Consider the following 21,283-nt stretch of genomic DNA (forward strand, 5'->3'; position numbering starts at 1 on the left):
GTGGTCCTCACAGACCGGAGCGAACATGGACATGACTCCCACCGCATCTGCCTCGCCACCGCCACCCGCCGCCCCCAAGGGCAAAGCCACCCGCGCCGGCGACAAGGTCTTCCTCGGCCTCTCGCGCGGCTCGGGCATTCTGCTGCTGGTGATCATGGCGGCCATCGCGGTCTTCCTCACCTACCGCGCGTACCTGGCCGTCTCCGAGGACGAGGCCAACTTCCTCACAGCCTTCGAGTGGAACCCGGCGGGGAGCCCGCCGGAGTTCGGCATCGCGATCCTGGCCTACGGCACGGTCGTCAGCTCGATCATCGCCATGGTCATCGCCGTCCCCATCGCGGTCGGCATCGCCCTGTTCGTCTCGCACTACGCGCCGCGGAAGCTCGCGGCCCCGCTGGCGTACGTCATCGACCTGCTCGCCGCGGTCCCCAGCATCATCTACGGCCTGTGGGGCGCCCTCGTCCTCGTCCCGTACCTGGGCGGCGTCAACAGCTGGCTGAGCGAGTACCTGGGCTGGACGTACATCTTCGACAAGGAGGGCTCGGGCCCGGCCCGCTCACTCTTCACAGTCGGCATCCTGCTGGCCGTGATGATCCTGCCGATCATCACCAACGTCACCCGCGAGGTCTTCCTCCAAGTGCCCAAGATGCACGAGGAGGCCGCGCTGGCCCTCGGCGCCACGCGCTGGGAGGTCATCCGCATGTCGGTGCTGCCCTTCGGCCGCTCCGGCATCATCAGCGCCTCGATGCTCGGCCTCGGCCGCGCGCTCGGCGAGACGATGGCCGTGGCCACCGTGCTCTCCCCGAGTTTCCTCTTCTCCGGCCATCTGCTGGACCCGGGCGGCGGCACGTTCGCCCAGAACATCGCCGCGAAGTTCAACGAGGCGAACGACTACGGCCGTGACGCGCTGATCGCCTCCGGTCTGGTGCTCTTCGTCATCACGCTGCTGGTCAACGGCACCGCTCGCCTGATCATCGCCCGCCGCAAGGAGTACTCGGGGGCCAACGCATGAGCAACCTCGTCATGGAAAAGCCCTCCGTCACCGGCGCCCCCGGCCCGTCCACCCTCACCCACCGCCGCCTGCCGCGCTGGGCCCCGCTCGGCATCGCCGCGGGGGCGCTCGGTGCGGGCGCGGGCATCGGCGTCGGCGCGGGCTGGCACAGCAAGGTCCAGTGGGGCCTGATCGCCGGTCTGCTCTACGTCCTCGCCACGTACGCGATCACCAGCTCCGTCGAGGGCAGGCGGCAGGCCAAGGACCGCGTGGCCACCAGCCTCGTCTGGGTCAGCTTCATCGTCGCGATCATCCCGCTGGTCTCGCTTGCCTGGGGCACGATCGACCGCGGCGCCGAGGTCCTGGACGCCGACTTCCTCTCGCACTCGATGGCCGGTCTCGGCAGCAGCGACGAGGGCGGTGGCGTCTACCACGCCATGATCGGCACCCTGGAGCAGGTCGGCATCGCGACGCTGATCGCCGCCCCGATCGGCCTGCTCACCGCGATCTACCTGGTCGAGTACGGGCGCGGCCGGCTCGCCAAGGCCGTCACCTTCTTCGTCGACGTCATGACGGGCATCCCGTCGATCGTCGCCGGCCTGTTCATCCTCTCGACCTGGGTCCTGACCTTCGACATGGGCTTCTCCGGCCTCGCCGGTGCCCTGGCCCTGGCGATCCTGATGATGCCGATCGTCGTGCGCTCCGCCGAGGAGATGCTGCGGCTCGTGCCCAACGAGCTGCGCGAGGCGTCCCTCGCCCTGGGCATCCCGAAGTGGCGCACCATCCTCAAGGTGGTCCTGCCCACCGCGATCGGCGGCATCACCACGGGCGTCATGCTCGCGGTGGCGCGCATCACCGGTGAGACCGCCCCCGTCCTGCTCCTGGTGTTCGGCAACGCGTTCATCAACAACGACCCGTTCAACGGAGCGCAGTCCTCGCTCCCGCTGTACGTCTACGAGCAGTACAAGCTGGGCACGGACGTCTCCTTCGACCGCGCCTGGGCGGCAGCGCTCGTCCTCATCGCGTTCGTCATGATCCTCAACCTGGTGGCCCGGGGCATCGCCCGCTGGAAGGCCCCGAAGACCGGTCGCTGACCGGCCGGACGAAAGAAGTAGTGATTCACATGGCCAAGCGCATCGACGTCAGCGGCCTCACCGCCTACTACGGCTCCCACAAGGCCATCGAGGACATCTCGATGACCGTCGAGCCCCGCTCCGTGACGGCCTTCATCGGCCCCTCCGGCTGCGGCAAGTCCACCTTCCTCCGCACCCTGAACCGCATGCACGAGGTCACTCCGGGAGGCCGCGTCGAGGGCAAGGTGATGCTCGACGACGAGAACCTCTACGCCTCCGGCATCGACCCGGTCGCAGTACGCCGCACGGTCGGCATGGTCTTCCAGCGCCCCAACCCGTTCCCCACGATGTCCATCTACGACAACGTGGCCGCCGGCCTGCGGCTCAACGGCTCGTACAAGAGGCGCGAACTCGACGGCATCGTCGAGAAGTCGCTGCGGGGCGCCAATCTGTGGAACGAGGTCAAGGACCGCCTGAACAGGCCCGGTTCCGGCCTCTCCGGCGGCCAGCAGCAGCGGCTGTGCATAGCCCGCGCCATCGCGGTCGAGCCCGAGGTGCTGCTCATGGACGAGCCCTGCTCGGCGCTGGACCCGATCTCCACCCTCGCCATCGAGGACCTCATCGGCGAGCTGAAGGAGCGCTTCACGATCGTCATCGTGACGCACAACATGCAGCAGGCTGCCCGAGTCTCGGACCGTACGGCGTTCTTCAACCTCTCCGCCGTCGGCCGGCCCGGCAAGCTGATCGAAATCGACGAGACGGAGCGGATCTTCTCCAACCCGTCGGTGCAGGCGACGGAGGATTACATCTCCGGCCGCTTCGGGTGATCCGGCCGGCACCTCGCCGGGCTGCGCGCCCGCTGCGCCCGGGGAGGTGCGCGGCGCGATGGGCGACCACCGGCAAGGCGGACGCGACACACCACCCATGCGGCCCGGCCGCATGACACAAGACGTCTCGCGGTGCTGCATGGCGGTGCCACCGCAAGACGAAAGGCCCGCCCCCGGCTCCCGGGGGCGGGCCCGCTCCGTGTCGGTCCGTACGGCACCGTGGGTCGGCATGCCACCGGTACGGCCCGTGATCGCCTACCGTCCGTACAGCCGCGCCGGCGCGGCACCACGCCGGCGGGTGTGCGAGGCGGCACCGGGGCCGAGGCGGGTGTGCAACACGGCGCGTGGGGGTCTGCGGCGCGTCAGCCGAAGGCGAGGTAGACGACGCCGTAGCTCAGCGCGGCGACCACCGCCGCGGCCGGCATCGTGATGAACCACCCCGCCACGATGTTCTTCGCGACCCCCCAACGCACCGCGTTCACACGCTTCGTAGCGCCGACGCCCATGATGGCCGACGTGATGACATGCGTCGTCGAGATCGGCGCATCGAACATGAACGACGCGGTGTACATCACGGAGGCGGCCGTCGTCTCGGAGGCGAAGCCCTGCGGGGGGTCGAGCTCGATGATCCGGCGCCCCAGCGTCCGCATGATGCGCCACCCGCCCGCGTAGGTACCGAGCGACAGCATCACGGCACAGATGATCTTCACCCAGACCGGGATGGGGTCGCCCGCGTCCTCGACGTCCGCGATGACGAGCGCCATCACCACGACGCCCATGGTCTTCTGAGCGTCCTGCAGACCGTGGCCGAGCGCCATGCCCGCCGCCGAAACGGTCTGCGCTATACGGAAACCGCGCTTGGCCTTGTGCGGGTTGGCCCTCCGGAAGATCCACAGGATGGCGACCATCACGAGATAGCCGAGGACGAGGCCGACGAGGGGGGAGAGGATCATCGGGATGACGACCTTCTCCAGCACACCGGTCCAGATGACCTCGGTGCCGCCCGCGAGCGCCGCACCGACCATGCCGCCGAAGAGCGCATGGCTGGACGACGACGGCAGACCGAAGTACCAGGTGGTCAGGTTCCAGACGATCGCGCCCACGAGGGCGGCGAACAGAATGCCCATGCCCGACCGGCCCGTCGGCGTCTCGATCAGCCCTTCACTGACCGTCTTGGCCACCCCGCTGCCCAGGAAGGCGCCCGCGAGGTTCATGACCGCGGCCATGGCGAGCGCGGCCCGCGGGGTCAGCGCCCGCGTGGAGACCGAGGTCGCGATGGCGTTCGCGGAGTCGTGAAAGCCGTTGGTGTACGTGAAGAAGAGCGCGACCCCGATGGTCACGATGAGCGCGAAGGTGTCCATGGCCGGGGGTCAGGACTCCTTGACCGCGATGGTCTCGACGGTGTTGGCCACATGCTCGAAGGCGTCGGCCGCCTCCTCCAGGACATCCACGATCTGCTTGAGCTTGAGGACCTCGATGGCGTCGTACTTGCCGTTGAAGAGGTGCGCCAGAAGCTTCCGGTGGATCTGGTCCGCCTGGTTCTCCAGGCGGTTCACCTCGATCCAGTACTCGGTGAGGTTCTCCATGGTCCGCAGGTGCGGCATGGCCTCGGCGGTCAGCTCGGCGGCCCGCGAGAGGACCTCGATGAGCTGGTCGACGCCCTTCGGCAGCTCCTCGATCTTGTAGAGGACGACCAGGTCGACGGCCTCCTCCATGAAGTCCATGATGTCGTCGAGGGAGGACGCGAGGGAGTAGATGTCCTCGCGGTCGAAGGGCGTGATGAAGGAGGAGTTGAGCTGGTGGAAGATCGCGTGCGTGGCGTCGTCACCCGCATGTTCCGCGGCCCGCATCCGGTCGGCAATCTCGGCCCGGGCAGAGGCGTCCGCTCCGAGCAGTTCCATCAGGAGCTTGGAGCCCGTGACGATGTTGTCCGCGGATGCGGCGAACATGTCGTAGAAGCTCGTCTCCCTGGGGGTCAGACGAAAGCGCACGTGTGTTCCTCGGTATGCATCGGATTCGGTCAGGGTGATGCTAGGCGCATCATCCGGCCACGGCTAACCGGGCGACGTTCAGTGTCACCCATCGGACAAGGTGCCCGGTCGGCGGCCCCCGACCCGGCCGCGAAATTCGGTACGATATACCCACCAGGGGTATTTACCTGGCGTAGCTCATTTTTCACGGCACATGCTGTTCCACGGCTCACACGAGCTTGCGGACCACGGAGGATCCCATGACGACCTCGGAGGCCGGCGCCTGCCACACCCCGGAGTCCGGACCGGCCACGGGGACCGGGCCGCACGGCTACACCAAGGACAAGGAGCAGCACCTCAAGCGGCTGCGCCGGATCGAGGGCCAGATCCGCGGCCTCCAGCGGATGGTCGACGAGGACGTCTACTGCATCGACATACTGACCCAGGTCTCGGCCGGCACCAAGGCGCTGCAGTCCTTCGCCCTGCAGCTTCTGGAGGAGCATTTGCGGCACTGCGTCGCGGACGCTGCGGTCAAGGGCGGCGAGGAGGTCGACGCGAAGGTGGCGGAAGCCACAGCGGCGATCGCGCGTCTACTGCGCACCTGACCGCTGGTTTTCGGCCAGGCACCGCGTTCGATACCAGCGACCGTACGACTTCCCGTGCACACCCGTGCTGCACACGTTCCCCTCAGCGACCCCCGCAGAGCGGAGACGCCTCCCCGGCGTCGCGCGCCGCGACCCTGAGCACTTCGTCGATACGGTCGGGACTGAGCCGGTCCTCGTCCGCGGACGAGGCCGCAATCATCAACTCGCCGCACAGCTCGATCTCGTCGAGGGCCACGTGGTCCTGGACCGTTGAGCCGCTGGGCAAAGGCACGTGCGTCACCTCCTGGTTCGCGAGCGCCTTCCGCGGCGCCGGCTCCTGCTGCGTTCCCTCTGTACCGGCTCTTGCATCGACTGCTCGGTGCGTGTAAGGCCCAGCGTAGGGAATCGGCCACAGGCTTCGCATGGCACGGACGGACCATTTCCAGAGGCCCATTGGGCCCCTTTCGCCGGACGGGCCGGGTCTATTGATCCCGGGCGATGTCGACGCTCGGGATCAGCACCCGGTGCCGCCCCCGCCAGGGCTTGCCCGAGCGAGGCGTCCAGGCAGGCGTCCAGGCACGGCGGCAAGCCGGGCAGACCTCGGCGGGGGCGGCACTAGCCCTGCGGAACCGCGATCTTGCCCGCGTAAATGTCGCGTTCCGGTGGCAGTTCGACGTTCACCCGGGTCCCGAACTCGTACAGCACCGTCGTCGACACCACCTCCGTGGCCTTCTGCCCGGCGCCATTGGGGAACGTGAACCGGTGGCGCACCTTCCGCAACCTCCCCTGCTCGTCGAAGTACACGTCGAAGGGCACGTCGTCATCGGAGAATCCCTTCGCGGCGGCGGTGAGAGCACCGCGCGCATGCGGCGTCGCGGCCTCGGCGGCCCGGCCGATGTGGGCCGTACCGCGGTAGTGCCGCACGGTTACCCCGTCCTCCGGGGCCTTCTCCTCACCGACGTAGCTCACCTCCCGTGCCCCGCGCAGCAGTTCGGCCGCGGAGAGCGGATCGGTGGCGCCGCCGGTGACGAGGTTCCCGTCGGCCAGACCGGTCGTGTCCACCCGCACCCACTTGTCCGCGGGGACACCCGCGCCACGATCCTTCATGTACAGCGCGCCGGGTGCGAGGAGTTCGGTGACCGGCTGGTGCTCCTCCCCGCCCGCGGCGTCCTGCGGCAGGACGACGACGAGCCGTCCGATCCGGTCGGCGTAGTCGAACGCCCCCCGGCCGCGGATCGTCACCCGGGTGCCCCCGGTCGCCGTCTCCATGGACGTACGGGCGCGTGAACTGCCGGAGCGGGCCAGCACATCGGCGGCCCGCTGCACCACGGCCGCGGCCGTCGCCTCGTCAACACTGCCCCGCTCGTCGGCAGCCGCACCCATCTCGGAGCAGCCGGTGGCCAGCAGTCCCGCCACCAGGCCGCTCACCGCCGCGGCAACGACACCACGCCTGCGTCCGTGCCGCTGCACCACCATCGCCATCGCCCGCGAACCCCCTGACAGACCAGCCGGAGCGACCCGGCCCGAAGCTCGTTCCGCTTAACGACGGTGCGGGGGCGCCCGTCACGGCCGGTACCTTGGTCCGGTGCCTCCGACGTCCCCCGAAGAACAGCCCGTCCACGACGAGCAGCACCGGACCAGTACGGTCGAGCAGGGCTCCTTCTGCATGGCCCGGTGCAGTTGCGGCTGGGCCGGACCGGCACGGCGCGCCCGCGACAAGGCGCGCGCGGACGCGGTGGGCCACAGCGAGCGCTGAGCGCAGGCCCACCCATACCCGTGTACTTCCGCGTACTTCCGCGTACTTCCGCGTGCCACTCCGGGGCCGCCCTCGGTGCCGCGCGCAGACCTGCTTTGCCACCGGCGGCGCGGCGGGACACGTCCCTTGACGAGCGGTTCGACCTTCCGCGCGCCGGGGTCGACGTGGACGTCGCCCTCGGCCCGGTGTTGCCGATTTCCCCCCACCTCGGGACCCTACGTGAGCCGTGATGACACGCCTTCCGTTCGAGCCGATGTGACGCAGATCGCCGCCCCACGCGAGGGAACCTACGTCCATCGGGCATCGCCCGGCCCCGCGCCGGGCCTCGGATGGAGGTGGGATGGACAGGCGCACGTTCCTGCAGGCCGGAACCGGAATCGCGGCCACCGCGGCCCGGTCCGTCGCGGGCAGTGGCGACGCCGGCCGCGCGGCGGAGACCGCACGCGGCCGCGCGGTGCACACGCGGCCCCATGCCCCGTCCGGAGCAGCGCCCCGTTCCGCCGACTGGTCCGTCCTCGCCCGCGGTCTCGGCGGCGGCCTCGTCCAGCCCGGCGACGCCGACTACACCAGTGCCCGCGTGCTCTACAACACCCGTTTCGACCATCTGCGCCCCGCCGCCGTCGCCTACGTCTCCGGGGTCACCGACATCGCCGAGTGCCTGGCCTTCGCCCGCCGCCACTCCGTCCCGGTCGCGATCCGCAACGGCGGCCACTCCTACGCCGGTTGGTCCAGCGGTACCGGGCGCCTGGTCATCGATGTCTCCCGGCTCTCCCGTATCACTGTCGGCGACCGCTCGGAGGCGGTCGTCGGCGCAGGCGCCAAGCTGGTCGACGTCTACTCCGGCCTCGGGGCGCACGGCGTCACCGTCCCCGCCGGCACCTGCCCCACCGTCGGCATCTCCGGACTGACCCTCGGCGGCGGCCACGGTGTCGTGTCCCGCGCGTACGGACTGACCTGCGACAGCCTGCTCGGCGCCACGCTCGTCACGGCGGACGGGAGTACGGTGCGGTGCACTGAATCCGAACACCCCGATCTCTTCTGGGCCCTGCGGGGCGCGGGCAACGGCAACTTCGGTATCGTCACCGAACTCCGTTTCCGCACCCACCGGGCGCCCGCCGCCGTCGCCGTCCGCGCGAGCTGGCCGTGGTCGAAGGCCGCCGAACTCGTCCGCGCCTGGCAGGAGTGGGGGCCGGACCAGCCCGACGAGCTGTGGTCGGCCGTGCATCTTGCCGCCGCCGCGGGCGGGGAGGCCCGCGTCTGGTGCTCGGCCTTCTCACTCGACACGTACCGGGACGCGCAGAACGCCGTCGACCGGCTGACCGGGCTCGTCGGCAGCCCGGCCTCTTCCGTGTCCCTGCGCAGCAGTTCGTATCTGGACGCGATGGTCGGCTACGCGGGCTGCGCCCGGTACACCACCGAGCAGTGCCATTTGCCCGGCGGGACCCCGGGGCACAGCCCCACCGGCTCCCTTGGTCGCGAGACGTACACCTCGCGCTCGGACCTCTACGACCGCGCGCTCCCCGCCGACGGGATCCGCACCCTGGTCGACCGGGTCGAGGCGTTCCGGAAGCTGGGCGGTGCCGGCACCGGCACGGTCCAGCTCACGGCCCTCGGCGGGGCGATCAACCGGGTCGCGCCGACGGCGACGGCTTTCGTACATCGCCGGTCCCGAGTACTGGCGCAGTATCTGGCGGCCTGGCCGGCCGGGCGGAACGGGGCGACGGCGACGACCTGGCTGGGCGACCTCTACCGGGCGATGCGCCGTCACGCCTCGGGGGCCGCGTACCAGAACTACGCGGACCCGGCCCTGAAGGATTGGCGGCGGGCGTACTACGGACCGGCCGCGGAGCGTCTCGCGCGGCTCAAGCGGCAGTACGACCCGCAGCGGCTCTTCGACTTCCCGCAGGCGCTGTGAGGGACGGCCGGGGGACGTGAGGGAGCGGGGCTGTGAGGAGCGCGGGGCTGTGGGGAAGCGCGAGGGGATGGCGGACCGTCGGGCGAGGACCGACGGGAGAGCTCGCCGCCTATGCCGCGAGGTCCTTCGCGCGGTCCCCTGACGGCGCCGGTGCACCCTCCGGGTCCGCCGTGCTCTCCGTCTCCTGCGGGTGGCCGGCGGCCGGTGATGCCCCGCCCGCGATGAGCCAGTGCCCGTGGCGCGCGTTCCCCGCGGCTCGCGTCAGCGGCGTCAGCAGCGCCATGGCCCACGGGGCGAGCAGAAGCGTGACGGCCGTGCCGAGGGCGAAGCCGCCCACGACGTCGGTCGGATAGTGCAGTCCCATGTAGACGCGGCTGAAGCCTTCCAGGAACGCCAGCGCGATGCCGACGAGTCCGAACGTCCGGTGGGCGATGAAGATGCCGACCGCGAGCGCCATGACGAGCGTGGCGTGGTCGCTCACGAACGAGTAGTCGCTCTTGCCGGGAAGGAGAACGGCGAGTCCCTGATGGTCGACGTACGGTCTGGGACGCTCGACGAAGTCGCGGATCGGGATGTTGACCAGCAGCGCGAGGCCGGCGGCGAGCGGCGCCCAGAGCAGCCCGGCTACCGCGGTCGGCGCGTCCTCCCGCCGCCTGACGTCCCACCAGCATGCCACGACCAGCAGCACCATGGCGAAGGTGATGCCGTGCTCCCCGATCCACGTCACGGTGCTGTCGAACCAGCCAGGAGCGTCCCGGGCGTATCCGTTGATCTCGTAGAGCAGGGAGACGTCGGGATTCGATCCGGTCGATTCGACTCCAGCCATGTCGCGCGGCCCCTTGTCTCCGTGCTCGTGCGTGAGTGCTGATGGCCCCCGTGCCCGCAGAGGTCCTGCATCCCCGACCAGGGAACGTCAGCGGCCCGGGCGGCGTTCCGTCCTCCATCGAACGATCACCACGACGTTATCCAAGAGTGATACATCGCCGCAGTTCAGAGACGTCCGTTCGCGCAGAGTCCCAGCATGGTCACCGACTCCGCATCAGCCGGGCAAGCCACCACCAGAGCTTCACCCGGCGTCGGCGGCGGGCAGCGCCTTCGCACCGTCCTCGGTGACCCGGGTGGCGCCGAAGTAGTCCGGCGTACCGATCTTGTCGAAGCGGATCACGGCACCGGTGTACGGCGCGTTGATCATGTAGCCGCCGCCGACGTAGAGGCCGACGTGCCGGATCGCCCGCGAATCGTTCAAGTCGTCCGAGAAGAAGACCAGGTCGCCCGGCATCAGCTCGTCCCGGTCCGGGTGTGACCCGGCGTTGTACTGGTCGTTGGCGACGCGCGGCAGCTCGATGCCCACCGACGCGTACGCCGCCTTCGTCAGACCCGAACAGTCGAAGCGGCCGCCATCGGCCGACGTGCCGTCACCGCCCCACAGATACGGCGTGCCCAGCTTCTTCTGCGCGTAGTAGATGGCCCCGGCAGCCTGGCGCGAGGCCGGGACCTTGCCCACCGGTGCCTCGAAGCTCTTGGCGAGAGTCGTGATGATCTTGACGTAGTTCTGCGTCTCGCGGATGGGCGGGACACCGCCTGCTCGGATCACGCGGTACGCGCCCGCGTTGTAGGCGGCCAGCATGTTGGCCGTCGTGTCCCCCGCGACGTCCTTCACATACTTCGCGAGCTCGCAGTCGTACGACGCCGCCGACGGGATGGCGTCGGCCGGGTCCCAGACATCGCGGTCGCCGTCACCGTCACCGTCGACGCCGTGGGTGGCCCAGGTGCCGGGGATGAACTGGGCGATCCCCTGCGCAGCGGCATGGCTCTGCGCCCGCGGATTCCAGCCGCTCTCCTGATAGAGCTGCGCGGCGAGGAGCGACGGGCTGATGGCGGGACAGAGGTTGCCCCACTTCTGCACGAGCGGCTTGTACGCGGCCGGCACCGCCCCCTTTGCCAGACCGGCGGAGCGGCCCGCTCCGCCGAGGCTCGCCGCGGCAGTGTAGGTGCCCACGACGAGGAGCGCGACGAAGGACACGCACAGCCCGATGCCGGCCCCGGAGGCCACCCAGAATTTCCGCACCCCTCAACCCTCCCCCATCCGGCCTGCGTTGGTCGCGCATCGCCTCTGTGTTTGTCCGAATCGGACCGGCTGCGGGGGCCGAGACCGCTCGGGTGCGCCCGCCGCCCACGAATCCGGTGCGCCCGCCGCCCACGGACCCGGCAGCGGATCCGGGAGCCGTTCTGCGCCGGAGACCGGCCCGGAGCGTGCGCCGATTCCTGCCCGGGATCCCGCGCCGGGTCCTGAGCGGGGACGGGAGGCGGCTCACATGCCTCCTGACCCCGGCGCTCCTGCTCACGTCGTCACCGGCGTCATTGCTGGCGTCATCACCGGCGTCATTTGCTGGCGTCATCACCGGCGTCATTGCTGATTGTCACGCTCCGTGATACACAGAGTGACAATACGGCCGCCTCCCGCGAACGGAAACCCCGCCCAAGGGGCCGCGGCCGCGCACACGCACGGGATCCGCCAAAATTTGACGCCAAGTCGACATGCGAGGGCGGCATCGTCGGCGATGATAGAGCCTGACCCGTGCCGTTCGGCAGGGGTACGGACAACTACCCAATAGGGGCGGTGAGTTTGAACATGTTCCTGGCAGCCGAAAAGGGCGACATCAACACCATCATCGGCGGCATCGCCCCGGACTGGGGACCGTTCGGGAGCCTGGGCAACGAAGCTCGGGTCATGGTCGAAGTCGTCATGGCGGTCGCGATCCTGCTCTGCCTGGCGATCGCGATCTGGGGCGCCGCCAAACAACGCATCGGGGCCACGGCGCTGCGCGACACCTTCAGCGCGGAACAGGGCAAGGGCCTCATCGTCGCGGGGCTCACTGGCGTCTTCATCATCGGCTCGCTGGGCACGCTGTTCACCATCGTCTACGGGATGGCCGTCTAGGTTCCCAACGCACCCACAACTCTCGTCCCTTCCGCTCCTCCTGCTCCTCGACGGGGGGACAAGCGCGGAGACCGCCCCGCCGTACGAACCGCGCGGGCCCGCACCACGCGCCCGTCCGGCACCACCTGTCACCACCCGTCCGTCGCGCCCACCGGCTGAGATTGCGTCCCTTTGATGTCGAGTCACCTGACGAGTCACCACACCCCGCCCACACGGGCATCCGTACGGCTACCGTCGTATGACGACGCGTCGTACACCAGCCACTGCGAGGGGGCGTCCGCGGCATGAGTCCCGGCGACGACGACTACGGACACGACTACCCGGGCGAGGCCCGGGACGCGGGCAGGGGAACGCGTACGCGCCTGCCGGAGGGAGCGGCTGACGCCCCGTACGGCGCGGCGAGACGGCCGCGGGGCGCGGGCCGCCCGTCGAGGAGCATGATCACGATCGTGGGCGTGGTCGTCCTGCTGATCGCGGCGATCGCCTTCGTCAACCGCGGGGGCGACGACAGCGGCGGCTCCGGATCGGACTCGAGCGGCGACGCGGCGAAGGCCCAGCCGACGGCCCCGACGGGCGAGAAGCCGGTCCCGGGCTCGGACGCGGGCATCGCGTCCGGCTTCCCGAAGACGGAACAGGGCGCCCAGAGCGCGGCGGCGAACTACGCGGTGGCGTTGGGGGGTGACGGGATGTTCAACGCGGAGGCGCGCAAGGAGATTGTCGACCGCGTCTACGCGCCTGACGTGGCAGCCGATCGTCAGGACGATCTGGACCGCGTGTACTCGGACGAGAAGTTCCTGGCAGGAATCGGGCTCGAAACCGACGGAAGTGCTCCGGCTGACATGACATTTGTCTCCCGCACCAACCCAATCGGCACAAGATTGGAGGATCAGGAAGGGGACACTGCCACGGTGGCCGTCTGGTTCTCCACCTTGTTCGGGCTGGCAGGAGAGGGCTCCAAGAACCCCGTCGCAGAGAGCTGGTACACCAACACGTTCCAACTGCGTTGGGTCGACGGCGACTGGAAGGTCACCGACTTCAAGCAGGAGGACGGCCCCACGCCCGTCGGCCGTGACCAGGCCGCCTCCTCGGCCGAGGACATGGCCGATGCTGTGGAAGGTTTCGGAGGGTTCACCTATGCCCGCTAATCGACGGCGAGCCCTGTCGCTGACCGCGGCTCTGGTTGGCCTCCAGACAGCCGCGTTTCTGCTGGCCTCGCGTGCCGCCGCGGACCCGTCCCCCAGCCCGAGCAACGACCCGTGTGATCTGATCCGCGGCCCCGCCCGCGACTACTGCGAGCGCGGCGACGGCGCCGCCCGCAACCCCGGGAACGTCGCCGACAACAACCCCCTCGACCCTCTCTCCTCCCTCGCCCGCGGCTGCGCGGACGCCGCCGCCTGGATCGTCGGGAAGCTGTCGAAGGCCGTCGAGTCCACCTCGGAGATCGACTTCACCAACACCGCCTTCCTCCGCCAGTACGCAGTCGTCTTCGCCGCCTCCACCATCCTCACGCTCCTCCTCTGGCTGCTCGCCGTCGCCAAGCGCGCCATCCGCGGGGTGCCGTTCACCGAGGCCGTCACCGAGGCCGTCGGCTTCCTCTGGCTGACGGTGCTCGCCTCCGCCTTCACACCGCTGATCCTCTACACGGTCGTCTCGGCGACCGACAGCATCACGGAAGTGATCGCCGCGGGCACCGGCTCCGAGACCGATGCCTTCTTCGGATCGTTCTCCGAGGCCCTTAAGAAGGGCGAGGACATCGGCGGCGGTCCGATCATGCTGATCGTCGTCAGCCTCGTGTCCGTTCTGGCCGCCGGCGTGCTCTGGCTCGAACTGGTGATCCGGGCCGCGCTCCTCTACGTCGGTGCGCTGCTCGGCACGGTCGTCTACGCGGGCCTGGTCGACAAGAACATGTGGGGCCACGTACGCCGTTGGGCCGGGATCATGATCGCCGTGATCCTCGTCAAGCCGGTCATCATCATCGTGCTCGGCATCGCCGGGGCGCTCTCCTCGTCCGAGGACGGACCCGACTCCTTCTCGGCCGTCGTCTCCGGCCTCGCGATCATCCTGCTCGCCATCTTCGCCAGCGCCATGATCTACCGCTTCGTCCCCGGCTTCGGCGACGAGATCGCGAGCGCGCGCAGCAACCGCAAGGCAGCCACAGACGGTTCCGCAGCCGCCGCCGTCATCTCCTCGCCCGCCGCCCTCGTCAAACAGGGCATCAAGACCCACAGCACCCGCAGCTCCGGCGGTGGCGGGGACGACGGCTCGTCCCGCTCCGCCCCACAGCCGGCCAACCCCGTCTCCGGCGGCGTGGCCGCGCACAGCAGCCGGAGCCCCGCGGCCGCACCCCGGACCGGTGGGGGCCACGCGGGCGCCACGCCCGCACCCCGTACGACCACCGGCACCCGCACCGACAACCGCACCGGAGGTGAAGGGCGTTGAGCACCCAGTCCCACCCGATGTCCCACCCGATCGCGCCCCGCCGCACCTATCTGATCGGCCGGGCCCGCCCCAACGCAATCATCGGCAAGAACCGGGAGACCGGCGAGATCGCGCTGATCATCGTGGGCGCGTTCATCGGCATGATGTGCGGGCTGCTCATCCCGCTCCTGCCCCTGCGCATCGCCACGCTCGCCGGCTTCCCGATGCTCGCGCTGGCCGCCGTCTATGTGCCGTACAAGGGCCGTACGTTCTTCAAGTGGTTCGAGATCAACCGCTCGTACAAACGGACCGTCAAGAGCGGCGCCACCTACCGCTCCGCCGCGCCCGAGGCGGGCACCCGCATCGACGGGCGTGAGGTCGAGATCGGCCCGCCGCCCGGCATCGGCCGGATCTCCTGGCTGTCCGCGCCCTTCGGCCCCGACGAGATCGCCGTCCTGCTGCACGCCGACCGCCGTACGGTCACGGCCGCGATCGAGATCGAGGGGCCCGGGGTCGGGCTGCGGGACAGCGAGGACCAGGAGGCGCTGGTCGACCGGTTCGGCACGCTGCTCAAGCATGTGGCCAACGGCGACGGTTTCGTGACGCGGTTGCAGATGCTGGCCCGTACGCTCCCCGCCGACCCCGACGCCCACGCCAAGGACGTCGAGCGGCGCGGCGACCGCCGGGCCCCGGGCTGGCTCCAGGACTCGTACGACCAGCTCCAGTCCATGGTCTCGACCTCGTCCGAGCAGCACCGGGCCTATCTCGTCGCCTGTATGCACTACACGCGCGAACTGGCCGCCGAGGCCCACGCCATGGCCCGGGCGACCCGTCACCGCGGCGGCAGGATCGACAGGGACGCCGGCCTCGCCGTCGTCATGGCCCGCGAACTCACCGACATCTGTGCCCGGTTGACCGAGGCCGACATCCGGGTCCGCCAGCCTCTCGGCCAGGGCCGGCTCGCCTCCCTGATCCACTCGATGTACGACCCGGACCACCCCATCGACCACATCCAGGCCATGAGCCGGCGCAACGCCTGGCCCGCCGAGCTGGACGCCATGGAGCCGACCTATCTCCAGGCCAAGACCCGGGAGTCCAGCTCCCGCGCCCCCTGGTGCCACGCCACGGCCTGGGTGAAGGAGTGGCCGCTGACCCCCGTCGGTGTCAACTTCCTTGCCCCGCTGCTCGTCCACACCCCCGATGTGATCCGTACGGTCGCCGTCTGCATGGACCTGGAGCCCACCGAGGTCGCCATCGAGCGCATGCTGACGGAGAAGACCAACGACGAGGCGGAGGCCAGCCGCGCCGCCAAGATGAACCGCACCGTCGACCCGCGCGACATCGCCCACCACGGGCGGCTGGACCAGCGCGGCGAGGACCTGGCGAGCGGCGCGGCCGGTGTGAACCTCGTCGGCTACATCACGGTGTCCTCCCGCACGCCCGACGCCCTGGCCCGCGACAAGCGGACCATCCGCGCCTCGGCGGGCAAGTCGTACCTCAAGCTGGAGTGGTGCGACCGCGAGCACCACCGGGCCTTCGTGAACACGCTCCCCTTCGCCACCGGCATCCGACGGTAGTCCGACGGTTTTTCGACGGGTAGGAGTCCCGCAGTGCCTGATCCGCTGACCGCCGTCACCGAGGCGTTCACCAGCTTCCTCTTCGGGAAGGTGGAGACCACCCGGCTCCCGGTCCGTACATCCACGGGCCAGGCGCAAGCCGTCTATCTGCCCACCGCCGCACCCGGCCTCGGCGACTCCGGCGTCATCATCGGACGCGAGGTCTACAGCGGCAAGGGCTACATCTACGACCCGTTCCAGCTCTACGGACAGCAGCTCCCGGCCCCGCACTGGCTGGTGCTCGGCGAGTCCGGCAACGGCAAGTCCGCGCTTGAGAAGACCTACGTCCTGCGCCAACTGCGGTTCCGCGACCGGCAGGTGGTCGTTCTCGACGCCCAGGGCGAGGACGGCGTCGGCGAGTGGAACCTCATCGCCCAGGAGCTCGGCATCACACCGATCCGGCTCGACCCGGTGGCCGCCGCGGACGGCGGGATCCGGCTCAACCCGCTGGACCCGTCCATCACCACCACCGGCCAACTCGCCCTCCTCCGCACCATCATCGAGGTGGCTCTCGGCCACGGTCTCGACGAGCGCTCGGGCTTCGCACTCAAGGTCGCGCACGCCTACGTCAACGAGGCCATCACCGACCGGCAGCCGGTCCTCACCGACATCGTCGAGCAACTGCGCCACCCCGGGCCCGTGTCGGCCGAGGCGATGAACGTCGACCTGGACGACGTACGCGCCTGGGGCCTGGACGTCGCACTTGTGCTGGACCGTCTGGTCGACGGCGACCTGCGGGGCATGTTCGACGGGCCGACGACGGTCGGCATCGACCTGGACGCCCCGCTCATCGTCTTCGACCTCTCCCACATCGACCGCAACTCGATCGCGATGCCCATCCTGATGGCCATCGTCGGTGTGTGGCTCGAGCACACGTGGATCCGGCCCGACCGCAAGAAGCGGATCTTCCTCGTGGAGGAGGCCTGGCACATCATCAACTCGCCGTTCGTCGCCCAGCTTTTCCAGCGGCTGCTGAAGTTCGGCCGTCGTCTGGGTCTGTCGTTCGTGGCGGTCGTCCACCACCTCTCCGATGTCGTGGACGGCGCGGCCGCGAAGGAAGCCGCGGCGATCCTCAAGATGGCCTCGACACGCACCATTTACGCGCAGAAGGCCGACGAGGCCAGAGCGACCGGCCGCGTGCTCGGGCTGCCCCGCTGGGCCGTGGAGATCATCCCCACGCTCACCCCGGGTATCGCGGTCTGGGACGTCAACGGCAACGTCCAGGTCGTGAAGCACCTGATCACCGAGGCCGAACGCCCCCTCGTCTACACCGACCGCGCGATGACCGAGGCGGGGGCGCACGAGCCGATGACGAACGAGGAGGCCTTGGCCGTCGAGCGCGCCGCGGACGCGGAAGCCGAGGAGCGCGCGGCGCGGGCGAACCGGCAACGGCGGCGCTACGCGGACGAGTCCACGGTGGCCTGAGGCGATGACGGCATCCGGAGCGCAGGGGCGCAGAGGCCCGGGCGGGCCCGGGGCCGAACGCGGCATCCCGGACGGTCTCCTCGTCGGCGTCCTCGGCTTCCTCCTCGGCCTGACCGTCCTCGTCTGGACGGCCACGGGAGTCTCCGGGCTGTTCGCCCACGGCTCCTGGCCCCACGGCGTCCACTTCGCGCGGACACCGATGGCCATGCGCCATCTGGCCGCCGAACCGCACGACATCGCCGCGGCCTGGCCGGAGACCCCGGCGGACCAGCTCTCGGGATACGGGCTGTTCTGGGGCATCCTCCTCGGCGAGCTGATGGTGCTGCTCGTCCTGGCCATCTTCGTCATAGGGACGGTGGCGCGGTGGCGAGCGGTCCGCCGCCGGAGCGCAGCGGACAGCAAGGCGGCCAAGGCGACCGCGGACCCGCCCGACGACGTCCAGGGAGCAGGCGCGTACGAGCACCGGCAGCCGGCGGACGTGCCTGCCCCCGCCCCCGTGTCCCGGCCGGACGCCACCACAGCTGCGGCCGGTGCGGGAGGGTCTCCCGCCACAGGAACTCCGGCAACCGCGGTCGAGGTCCCGGCGCCGACCCGGGCCGGGCCCACGGGGCCGGCTACGGAGCCACCCGCGCCGTCAGGACCTGCCGGGGTTGTGACGGTACCGGGGCCCGAACAGCCCGCGCCCGCCCCCGGGTTCGGCACCACGCCGCCGCCGGCGGCGGCGAGCGCAGTCCCAGCCCCGGACGCGCCCACTGCCCACGCCGCATCGCCGGTGCCGCCCGCACCGCCCGCACCGCCCGCACCACCCGCGCCGTTCGTACCGAGTCAACGCGCCCTCACCGGCCTCCACTTCACCGGGCCGCGCCCCGAGTCCCGCAGGGAGTCCGCCCTGCGCGCGATCCTGTCCGCGGAGGGCCCCGTCCTGGTCACCACATCCGACCCCGCGGTCTGGGCCGAGTCCAAGGACGCCCGCGCCAAGCTCGGACCCGTACACCTCTACGACCCGAGCCACCTGCTCGACACCCCCGCGCGCCTGCGCTGGTCGCCCTCCGCCGGCTGCGCGTCCCGCGACACCGCGGCCGCCAGCGCGGCTGCCCTGCTCGCCCCCGTGCGGCCCCTGAACAGCCTCGACTCGGCCATGGCGGACGCCGCCGAAACACTGCTGCGCTGCTGGCTGCACGCGGCGGCGATCGACGGCCGGGCGTTCCGCCAGGTGCACCGCTGGGCGTCCGGCAGCTCGGCGCAGGACGCCGTGCGCATCCTCCGTACGCACCCGCAAGCCGCCTCGGGTGCCGCGGGCGAGCTGGAGGCGACCCTCACCGGCTACCCCGAACGCCGGGAGGCCGCCCAGGAGTTGACCGTCCGCGCCCTCTCCGCGCTCTCCTCGATCCACATCAGGGACGCGTGCAATCCGAACCGCGCGGACTCCCTGGCGCTGGAATCTTTCGTCGCCGAAGGGGGAACGCTTTACGTGGTAGGGGAAGCGATCGAGGATCCGCGGACCCACCCGGGTGCGATGCCCTTGCTGACGGCACTCGTCTCGAGCGTGGTCGAGCGCGGCCGCCGCATGGCCGTACGGTCATCCGCCGGTCGGCTCGACCCACCACTCACGCTCGTCCTCGACGACATCGCAGCCGTCGCCCCGTTCCCCCAACTCCCGGACCTGCTGGACGAAGGCGAGGCACGGGGCCTGCTCGCGCTCGCGCTGCTGCGTTCCGAGGAGCAGGCGAGAGCACGCTGGCCACGGCGCACCCTGCTCCCCGGCGGATGACGGCGGTTCCCGGCCGGGCGCGGACTGGTGGTCTCCGGCCCAGGCTGCTGATCGTCCGGGCTCAGGGCCGCTGGAGCACCATCTCGTACTCGGTCTCCTCCGGCACCGGCGGGAACGCCATCGTCTCCCCGGTCCTCACGAAACCGATCCGCCGGTAGAACGCCTCGGCCCGGGGATTGTCGCCATGCACCCAGAGCCGGATCCGCTCGGCCGCGGAGTGCTCCCACGTCCAGTCGATGGCCGTACGGAGCAACTGCTCGGCGGCACCCGTACCGCGGTGCTCGGGCCGTACGTACACGCTGACCACATGCATCTGCGGCGGGCGGCTCACCGTCTCATCGACGATTCCCCCTGCGCCGAGAGGGGACGACACGGGAACGTTCGTCTCGTCGAGCAGGGCGAGCATCGCGACCCATGTGCCGTGCTCGTCCGCAGCGATCACATTGGTGGCCGCCCCGCCGTCGGCGATGGGCGTGGCACGGCCGCGCCAGAACTCGTCGGACTGAGCGCTGCTGAGCTCGTAACTGTCCACGAACGCGACACGCGCCACAGGATCAGCCAGAGCCGCGAGCCGCAAGGCCCTCAGCTCGACCCAGTCCTCGGCGCGCACCGTCCGTATGTCGTACCCCATGCCTCGATGCTCGCACCCGTGGGGCCGGGGCGCGCACCCTGCCCCCCGTACACCCCCGGCGACGGACGGTGTTGACCTCGGAAAGCGCCGATTCTAGGGTCCTGCCGGTTCGGGGAATCACATTCCACAAGTTCTACGGGGCCGGGATGGCCCGGGAGGGGAGGGCGACTGTGAGCGCCCGCATGAACGCGGCGATCTGTATGTCCCGGGAATGCGCGGCCGCTGTGCTGCCCCCGGACCTCCGAGAGCGACTGGCCCGGACCGTCGATCCGGCGCCCGACCTCACCCCGGCCCATCTGACGGCGCTCGCCTCGAACCCTGCCGGGCGAGATGCCCTTCACGCCGCCGCCCTCCTCGCCGAGACGGACCTTCTCCTCACCGGCTGGGGATGCCCGCCGCTGACCGAGGACGTCCTCGCTGCGGCGCCTCGTCTACGCGCCGTCATCCACGCCGCGGGTTCGGTGAAGGGCCATGTCCCACCAGCGGTCTGGGAACGCGGCATTACGGTTTCCTCGGCCGCCGAGGCCAACGCGGGTCCGGTAGCCGACTTCACCTGCGCCACGATCGCCCTGGCCGCCAAACAGGCCATCCCAGCCGCGGCTCACTACACCACCGGGTGGCCCGAGTTCACCGAACGCGAGGGCGCGGACAGCCGTACGGTCGGCATCATCGGCGCCTCCCGTATCGGACGCCGCGTCATCGCCGCACTCACCGCCTCCGACGCCGGATACACGGTGCTGCTCGCCGACCCGTACATCACCCATGAACAGGCCGCCATGCTCGGCACGAAGCTGGTCCGGCTGGACGAACTCTGCCGCCGCAGCAGCATCGTCAGTGTGCACGCCCCCGAACTCCCGGAAAGTCAGCACCTGTTGAATGCCGAATTGCTGGCACTGCTCCCTCGCGGTGCCACGGTCATCAACACGGCACGCGGCACACTCATCGACACCGATGCACTCACCCGCGAATGCGCCAGAGGACGGATCAACGCCTGCCTGGACGTCACACATCCCGAACCACTCCCGCCCGGCCATCCATTGCTCAGCCTCCGCAATGTCCTTGTCACGCCGCACATCGCGGGCGCCCAGGGCAGCGAGGTCCGGCGGCTGGGCGCGTACGCGATCGCCGAGACCGAGCGGTTCGCACGAGGAGAGCGGCTGCACGGTCTCATCACGGCAACGGATTTGTCGCGCATCGCGTAGACGAGCAAAAGTGCTCAACGCAGAAATGCCTCAACCCCCGGGCGATGCCCGGGGGTTGAGGCCAATAATTGTTCGGCGGTGTCCTACTCTCCCACAGGGTCCCCCCTGCAGTACCATCGGCGCTGTAAGGCTTAGCTTCCGGGTTCGGAATGTGACCGGGCGT

Annotated in this window: 20 protein-coding genes and 1 rRNA gene; 13 read left to right on the plus strand and 8 right to left on the minus strand. The window is 70.2% G+C overall.

The window, feature by feature from the left end:
• Positions 1-25: 25 nt before the first annotated feature.
• The 3 genes from pstC to pstB are packed head-to-tail and all read left to right on the plus strand — an operon-like array spanning position 26 to position 2,891.
• Positions 26-1,012 carry a phosphate ABC transporter permease subunit PstC gene (gene pstC, locus AB0M26_RS20925; protein WP_365263302.1) on the plus strand — a complete coding sequence of 329 codons (987 nt, stop codon included), beginning with the start codon at positions 26-28 and terminating at the stop codon, positions 1,010-1,012.
• Positions 1,009-2,085: a phosphate ABC transporter permease PstA gene (gene pstA / locus AB0M26_RS20930; protein ID WP_365263303.1), complete on the plus strand. Its 1,077-nt coding sequence runs from the start codon at positions 1,009-1,011 to the stop codon at positions 2,083-2,085. The genes pstC and pstA overlap by 4 nt, the downstream gene beginning before the upstream one ends.
• A gap of 29 nt (positions 2,086-2,114) precedes the next feature.
• Positions 2,115-2,891 carry a phosphate ABC transporter ATP-binding protein PstB gene (gene pstB / locus AB0M26_RS20935; RefSeq protein ID WP_365263304.1) on the plus strand — a complete coding sequence of 259 codons (777 nt, stop codon included), beginning with the start codon at positions 2,115-2,117 and terminating at the stop codon, positions 2,889-2,891.
• A 362-nt stretch (positions 2,892-3,253) separates the two neighbouring features.
• Here pstB and AB0M26_RS20940 read toward each other — a convergent pair whose 3' ends face one another.
• Both AB0M26_RS20940 and AB0M26_RS20945 read right to left on the minus strand, forming a co-directional pair.
• Positions 3,254-4,252, minus strand: coding sequence for an inorganic phosphate transporter (locus AB0M26_RS20940; RefSeq protein ID WP_365263305.1), 999 nt, complete (start codon positions 4,250-4,252; stop codon positions 3,254-3,256).
• Positions 4,253-4,261: 9 nt separating this feature from the next.
• Complete coding sequence (locus tag AB0M26_RS20945) at positions 4,262-4,882, minus strand: DUF47 family protein (protein ID WP_365263306.1); 621 nt, start codon at positions 4,880-4,882, stop codon at positions 4,262-4,264.
• A gap of 239 nt (positions 4,883-5,121) precedes the next feature.
• Here AB0M26_RS20945 and AB0M26_RS20950 point away from each other — a divergent pair, with 239 nt between their 5' ends.
• Positions 5,122-5,466 (plus strand): metal-sensitive transcriptional regulator, encoded by a 345-nt coding sequence (locus tag AB0M26_RS20950; protein WP_365263307.1) that lies wholly within the window; start codon positions 5,122-5,124, stop codon positions 5,464-5,466.
• A gap of 82 nt (positions 5,467-5,548) precedes the next feature.
• On the opposite strand, the gene AB0M26_RS20955 is transcribed toward AB0M26_RS20950, so the two are convergent.
• Both AB0M26_RS20955 and AB0M26_RS20960 read right to left on the minus strand, forming a co-directional pair.
• Positions 5,549-5,731, minus strand: a complete 183-nt coding sequence (locus AB0M26_RS20955) for a hypothetical protein (protein ID WP_365263325.1) — start codon at positions 5,729-5,731, stop codon at positions 5,549-5,551.
• A gap of 329 nt (positions 5,732-6,060) precedes the next feature.
• Positions 6,061-6,921 (minus strand): hypothetical protein, encoded by an 861-nt coding sequence (locus AB0M26_RS20960; RefSeq protein WP_365263326.1) that lies wholly within the window; start codon positions 6,919-6,921, stop codon positions 6,061-6,063.
• A 109-nt stretch (positions 6,922-7,030) separates the two neighbouring features.
• Between AB0M26_RS20960 and AB0M26_RS20965 the strand changes: the two genes are divergently transcribed.
• Together AB0M26_RS20965 and AB0M26_RS20970 are read left to right on the plus strand one after the other, a co-directional pair.
• Complete coding sequence (locus tag AB0M26_RS20965; protein ID WP_365263308.1) at positions 7,031-7,201, plus strand: hypothetical protein; 171 nt, start codon at positions 7,031-7,033, stop codon at positions 7,199-7,201.
• A 340-nt stretch (positions 7,202-7,541) separates the two neighbouring features.
• Entirely contained in the window at positions 7,542-9,116 is a 1,575-nt protein-coding gene (locus tag AB0M26_RS20970; protein ID WP_365263309.1) for an FAD-binding oxidoreductase, read from the plus strand.
• 109 nt (positions 9,117-9,225) lie between these two features.
• Here the strand turns inward: AB0M26_RS20970 and AB0M26_RS20975 are convergent, their stop codons facing one another.
• Positions 9,226-9,942, minus strand: coding sequence for a phosphatase PAP2 family protein (locus AB0M26_RS20975; RefSeq protein ID WP_365263310.1), 717 nt, complete (start codon positions 9,940-9,942; stop codon positions 9,226-9,228).
• A gap of 240 nt (positions 9,943-10,182) precedes the next feature.
• A complete protein-coding gene (locus AB0M26_RS20980; protein ID WP_365263311.1) occupies positions 10,183-11,184 on the minus strand; it encodes a bifunctional lytic transglycosylase/C40 family peptidase in 1,002 nt (333 codons plus the stop codon).
• A gap of 564 nt (positions 11,185-11,748) precedes the next feature.
• Between AB0M26_RS20980 and AB0M26_RS20985 the strand changes: the two genes are divergently transcribed.
• The 6 genes from AB0M26_RS20985 to AB0M26_RS21010 all read left to right on the plus strand — a co-directional run bounded on the left by AB0M26_RS20985 (position 11,749) and on the right by AB0M26_RS21010 (position 19,287).
• Entirely contained in the window at positions 11,749-12,057 is a 309-nt protein-coding gene (locus AB0M26_RS20985; RefSeq protein ID WP_365263327.1) for a hypothetical protein, read from the plus strand.
• A gap of 284 nt (positions 12,058-12,341) precedes the next feature.
• Positions 12,342-13,202: a hypothetical protein gene (locus AB0M26_RS20990; RefSeq protein WP_365263312.1), complete on the plus strand. Its 861-nt coding sequence runs from the start codon at positions 12,342-12,344 to the stop codon at positions 13,200-13,202.
• Positions 13,192-14,496, plus strand: a complete 1,305-nt coding sequence (locus AB0M26_RS20995; RefSeq protein ID WP_365263313.1) for a hypothetical protein — start codon at positions 13,192-13,194, stop codon at positions 14,494-14,496. Before AB0M26_RS20990 ends, AB0M26_RS20995 begins: the two co-directional genes overlap by 11 nt.
• The gene (locus tag AB0M26_RS21000) at positions 14,493-16,052 is read left to right on the plus strand and encodes an SCO6880 family protein (protein WP_365263314.1); all 1,560 of its coding nucleotides are present in this window, start codon (positions 14,493-14,495) and stop codon (positions 16,050-16,052) included. The genes AB0M26_RS20995 and AB0M26_RS21000 overlap by 4 nt, the downstream gene beginning before the upstream one ends.
• A gap of 33 nt (positions 16,053-16,085) precedes the next feature.
• Positions 16,086-17,516 (plus strand): ATP-binding protein, encoded by a 1,431-nt coding sequence (locus AB0M26_RS21005; RefSeq protein WP_365263315.1) that lies wholly within the window; start codon positions 16,086-16,088, stop codon positions 17,514-17,516.
• 4 nt (positions 17,517-17,520) lie between these two features.
• Complete coding sequence (locus tag AB0M26_RS21010; protein ID WP_365263316.1) at positions 17,521-19,287, plus strand: hypothetical protein; 1,767 nt, start codon at positions 17,521-17,523, stop codon at positions 19,285-19,287.
• Between the two features lie 61 nt (positions 19,288-19,348).
• On the opposite strand, the gene AB0M26_RS21015 is transcribed toward AB0M26_RS21010, so the two are convergent.
• Positions 19,349-19,918, minus strand: coding sequence for a GNAT family N-acetyltransferase (locus tag AB0M26_RS21015; RefSeq protein ID WP_365263317.1), 570 nt, complete (start codon positions 19,916-19,918; stop codon positions 19,349-19,351).
• 170 nt (positions 19,919-20,088) lie between these two features.
• Here AB0M26_RS21015 and AB0M26_RS21020 point away from each other — a divergent pair, with 170 nt between their 5' ends.
• A complete protein-coding gene (locus AB0M26_RS21020; protein ID WP_365263318.1) occupies positions 20,089-21,120 on the plus strand; it encodes a hydroxyacid dehydrogenase in 1,032 nt (343 codons plus the stop codon).
• A 70-nt stretch (positions 21,121-21,190) separates the two neighbouring features.
• Here the strand turns inward: AB0M26_RS21020 and rrf are convergent.
• Positions 21,191-21,283, minus strand: a 5S ribosomal RNA gene (gene rrf / locus AB0M26_RS21025); the annotation flags it as partial.

Source organism: Streptomyces sp. NPDC051776, assembly GCF_040681345.1.
Taxonomy (GTDB): Bacteria; Actinomycetota; Actinomycetes; order Streptomycetales; family Streptomycetaceae; genus Streptomyces.

Bases quoted from the DNA above. Each gene is read 5' to 3' on its own strand.
- pstC (WP_365263302.1), top strand. From the start codon at position 26: ATGGACATGACTCCCACCGCATCTGCCTCGCCACCGCCACCCGCCGCC.
- pstA (WP_365263303.1), top strand. From the start codon at position 1,009: ATGAGCAACCTCGTCATGGAAAAGCCCTCCGTCACCGGCGCCCCCGGC.
- pstB (WP_365263304.1), top strand. From the start codon at position 2,115: ATGGCCAAGCGCATCGACGTCAGCGGCCTCACCGCCTACTACGGCTCC.
- AB0M26_RS20940 (WP_365263305.1), bottom strand. From the start codon at position 4,252: ATGGACACCTTCGCGCTCATCGTGACCATCGGGGTCGCGCTCTTCTTC.
- AB0M26_RS20950 (WP_365263307.1), top strand. From the start codon at position 5,122: ATGACGACCTCGGAGGCCGGCGCCTGCCACACCCCGGAGTCCGGACCG.
- AB0M26_RS20960 (WP_365263326.1), bottom strand. From the start codon at position 6,921: ATGGTGGTGCAGCGGCACGGACGCAGGCGTGGTGTCGTTGCCGCGGCG.
- AB0M26_RS20970 (WP_365263309.1), top strand. From the start codon at position 7,542: ATGGACAGGCGCACGTTCCTGCAGGCCGGAACCGGAATCGCGGCCACC.
- AB0M26_RS20975 (WP_365263310.1), bottom strand. From the start codon at position 9,942: ATGGCTGGAGTCGAATCGACCGGATCGAATCCCGACGTCTCCCTGCTC.
- AB0M26_RS20985 (WP_365263327.1), top strand. From the start codon at position 11,749: ATGTTCCTGGCAGCCGAAAAGGGCGACATCAACACCATCATCGGCGGC.
- AB0M26_RS20990 (WP_365263312.1), top strand. From the start codon at position 12,342: ATGAGTCCCGGCGACGACGACTACGGACACGACTACCCGGGCGAGGCC.
- AB0M26_RS20995 (WP_365263313.1), top strand. From the start codon at position 13,192: ATGCCCGCTAATCGACGGCGAGCCCTGTCGCTGACCGCGGCTCTGGTT.
- AB0M26_RS21010 (WP_365263316.1), top strand. From the start codon at position 17,521: ATGACGGCATCCGGAGCGCAGGGGCGCAGAGGCCCGGGCGGGCCCGGG.
- AB0M26_RS21015 (WP_365263317.1), bottom strand. From the start codon at position 19,918: ATGGGGTACGACATACGGACGGTGCGCGCCGAGGACTGGGTCGAGCTG.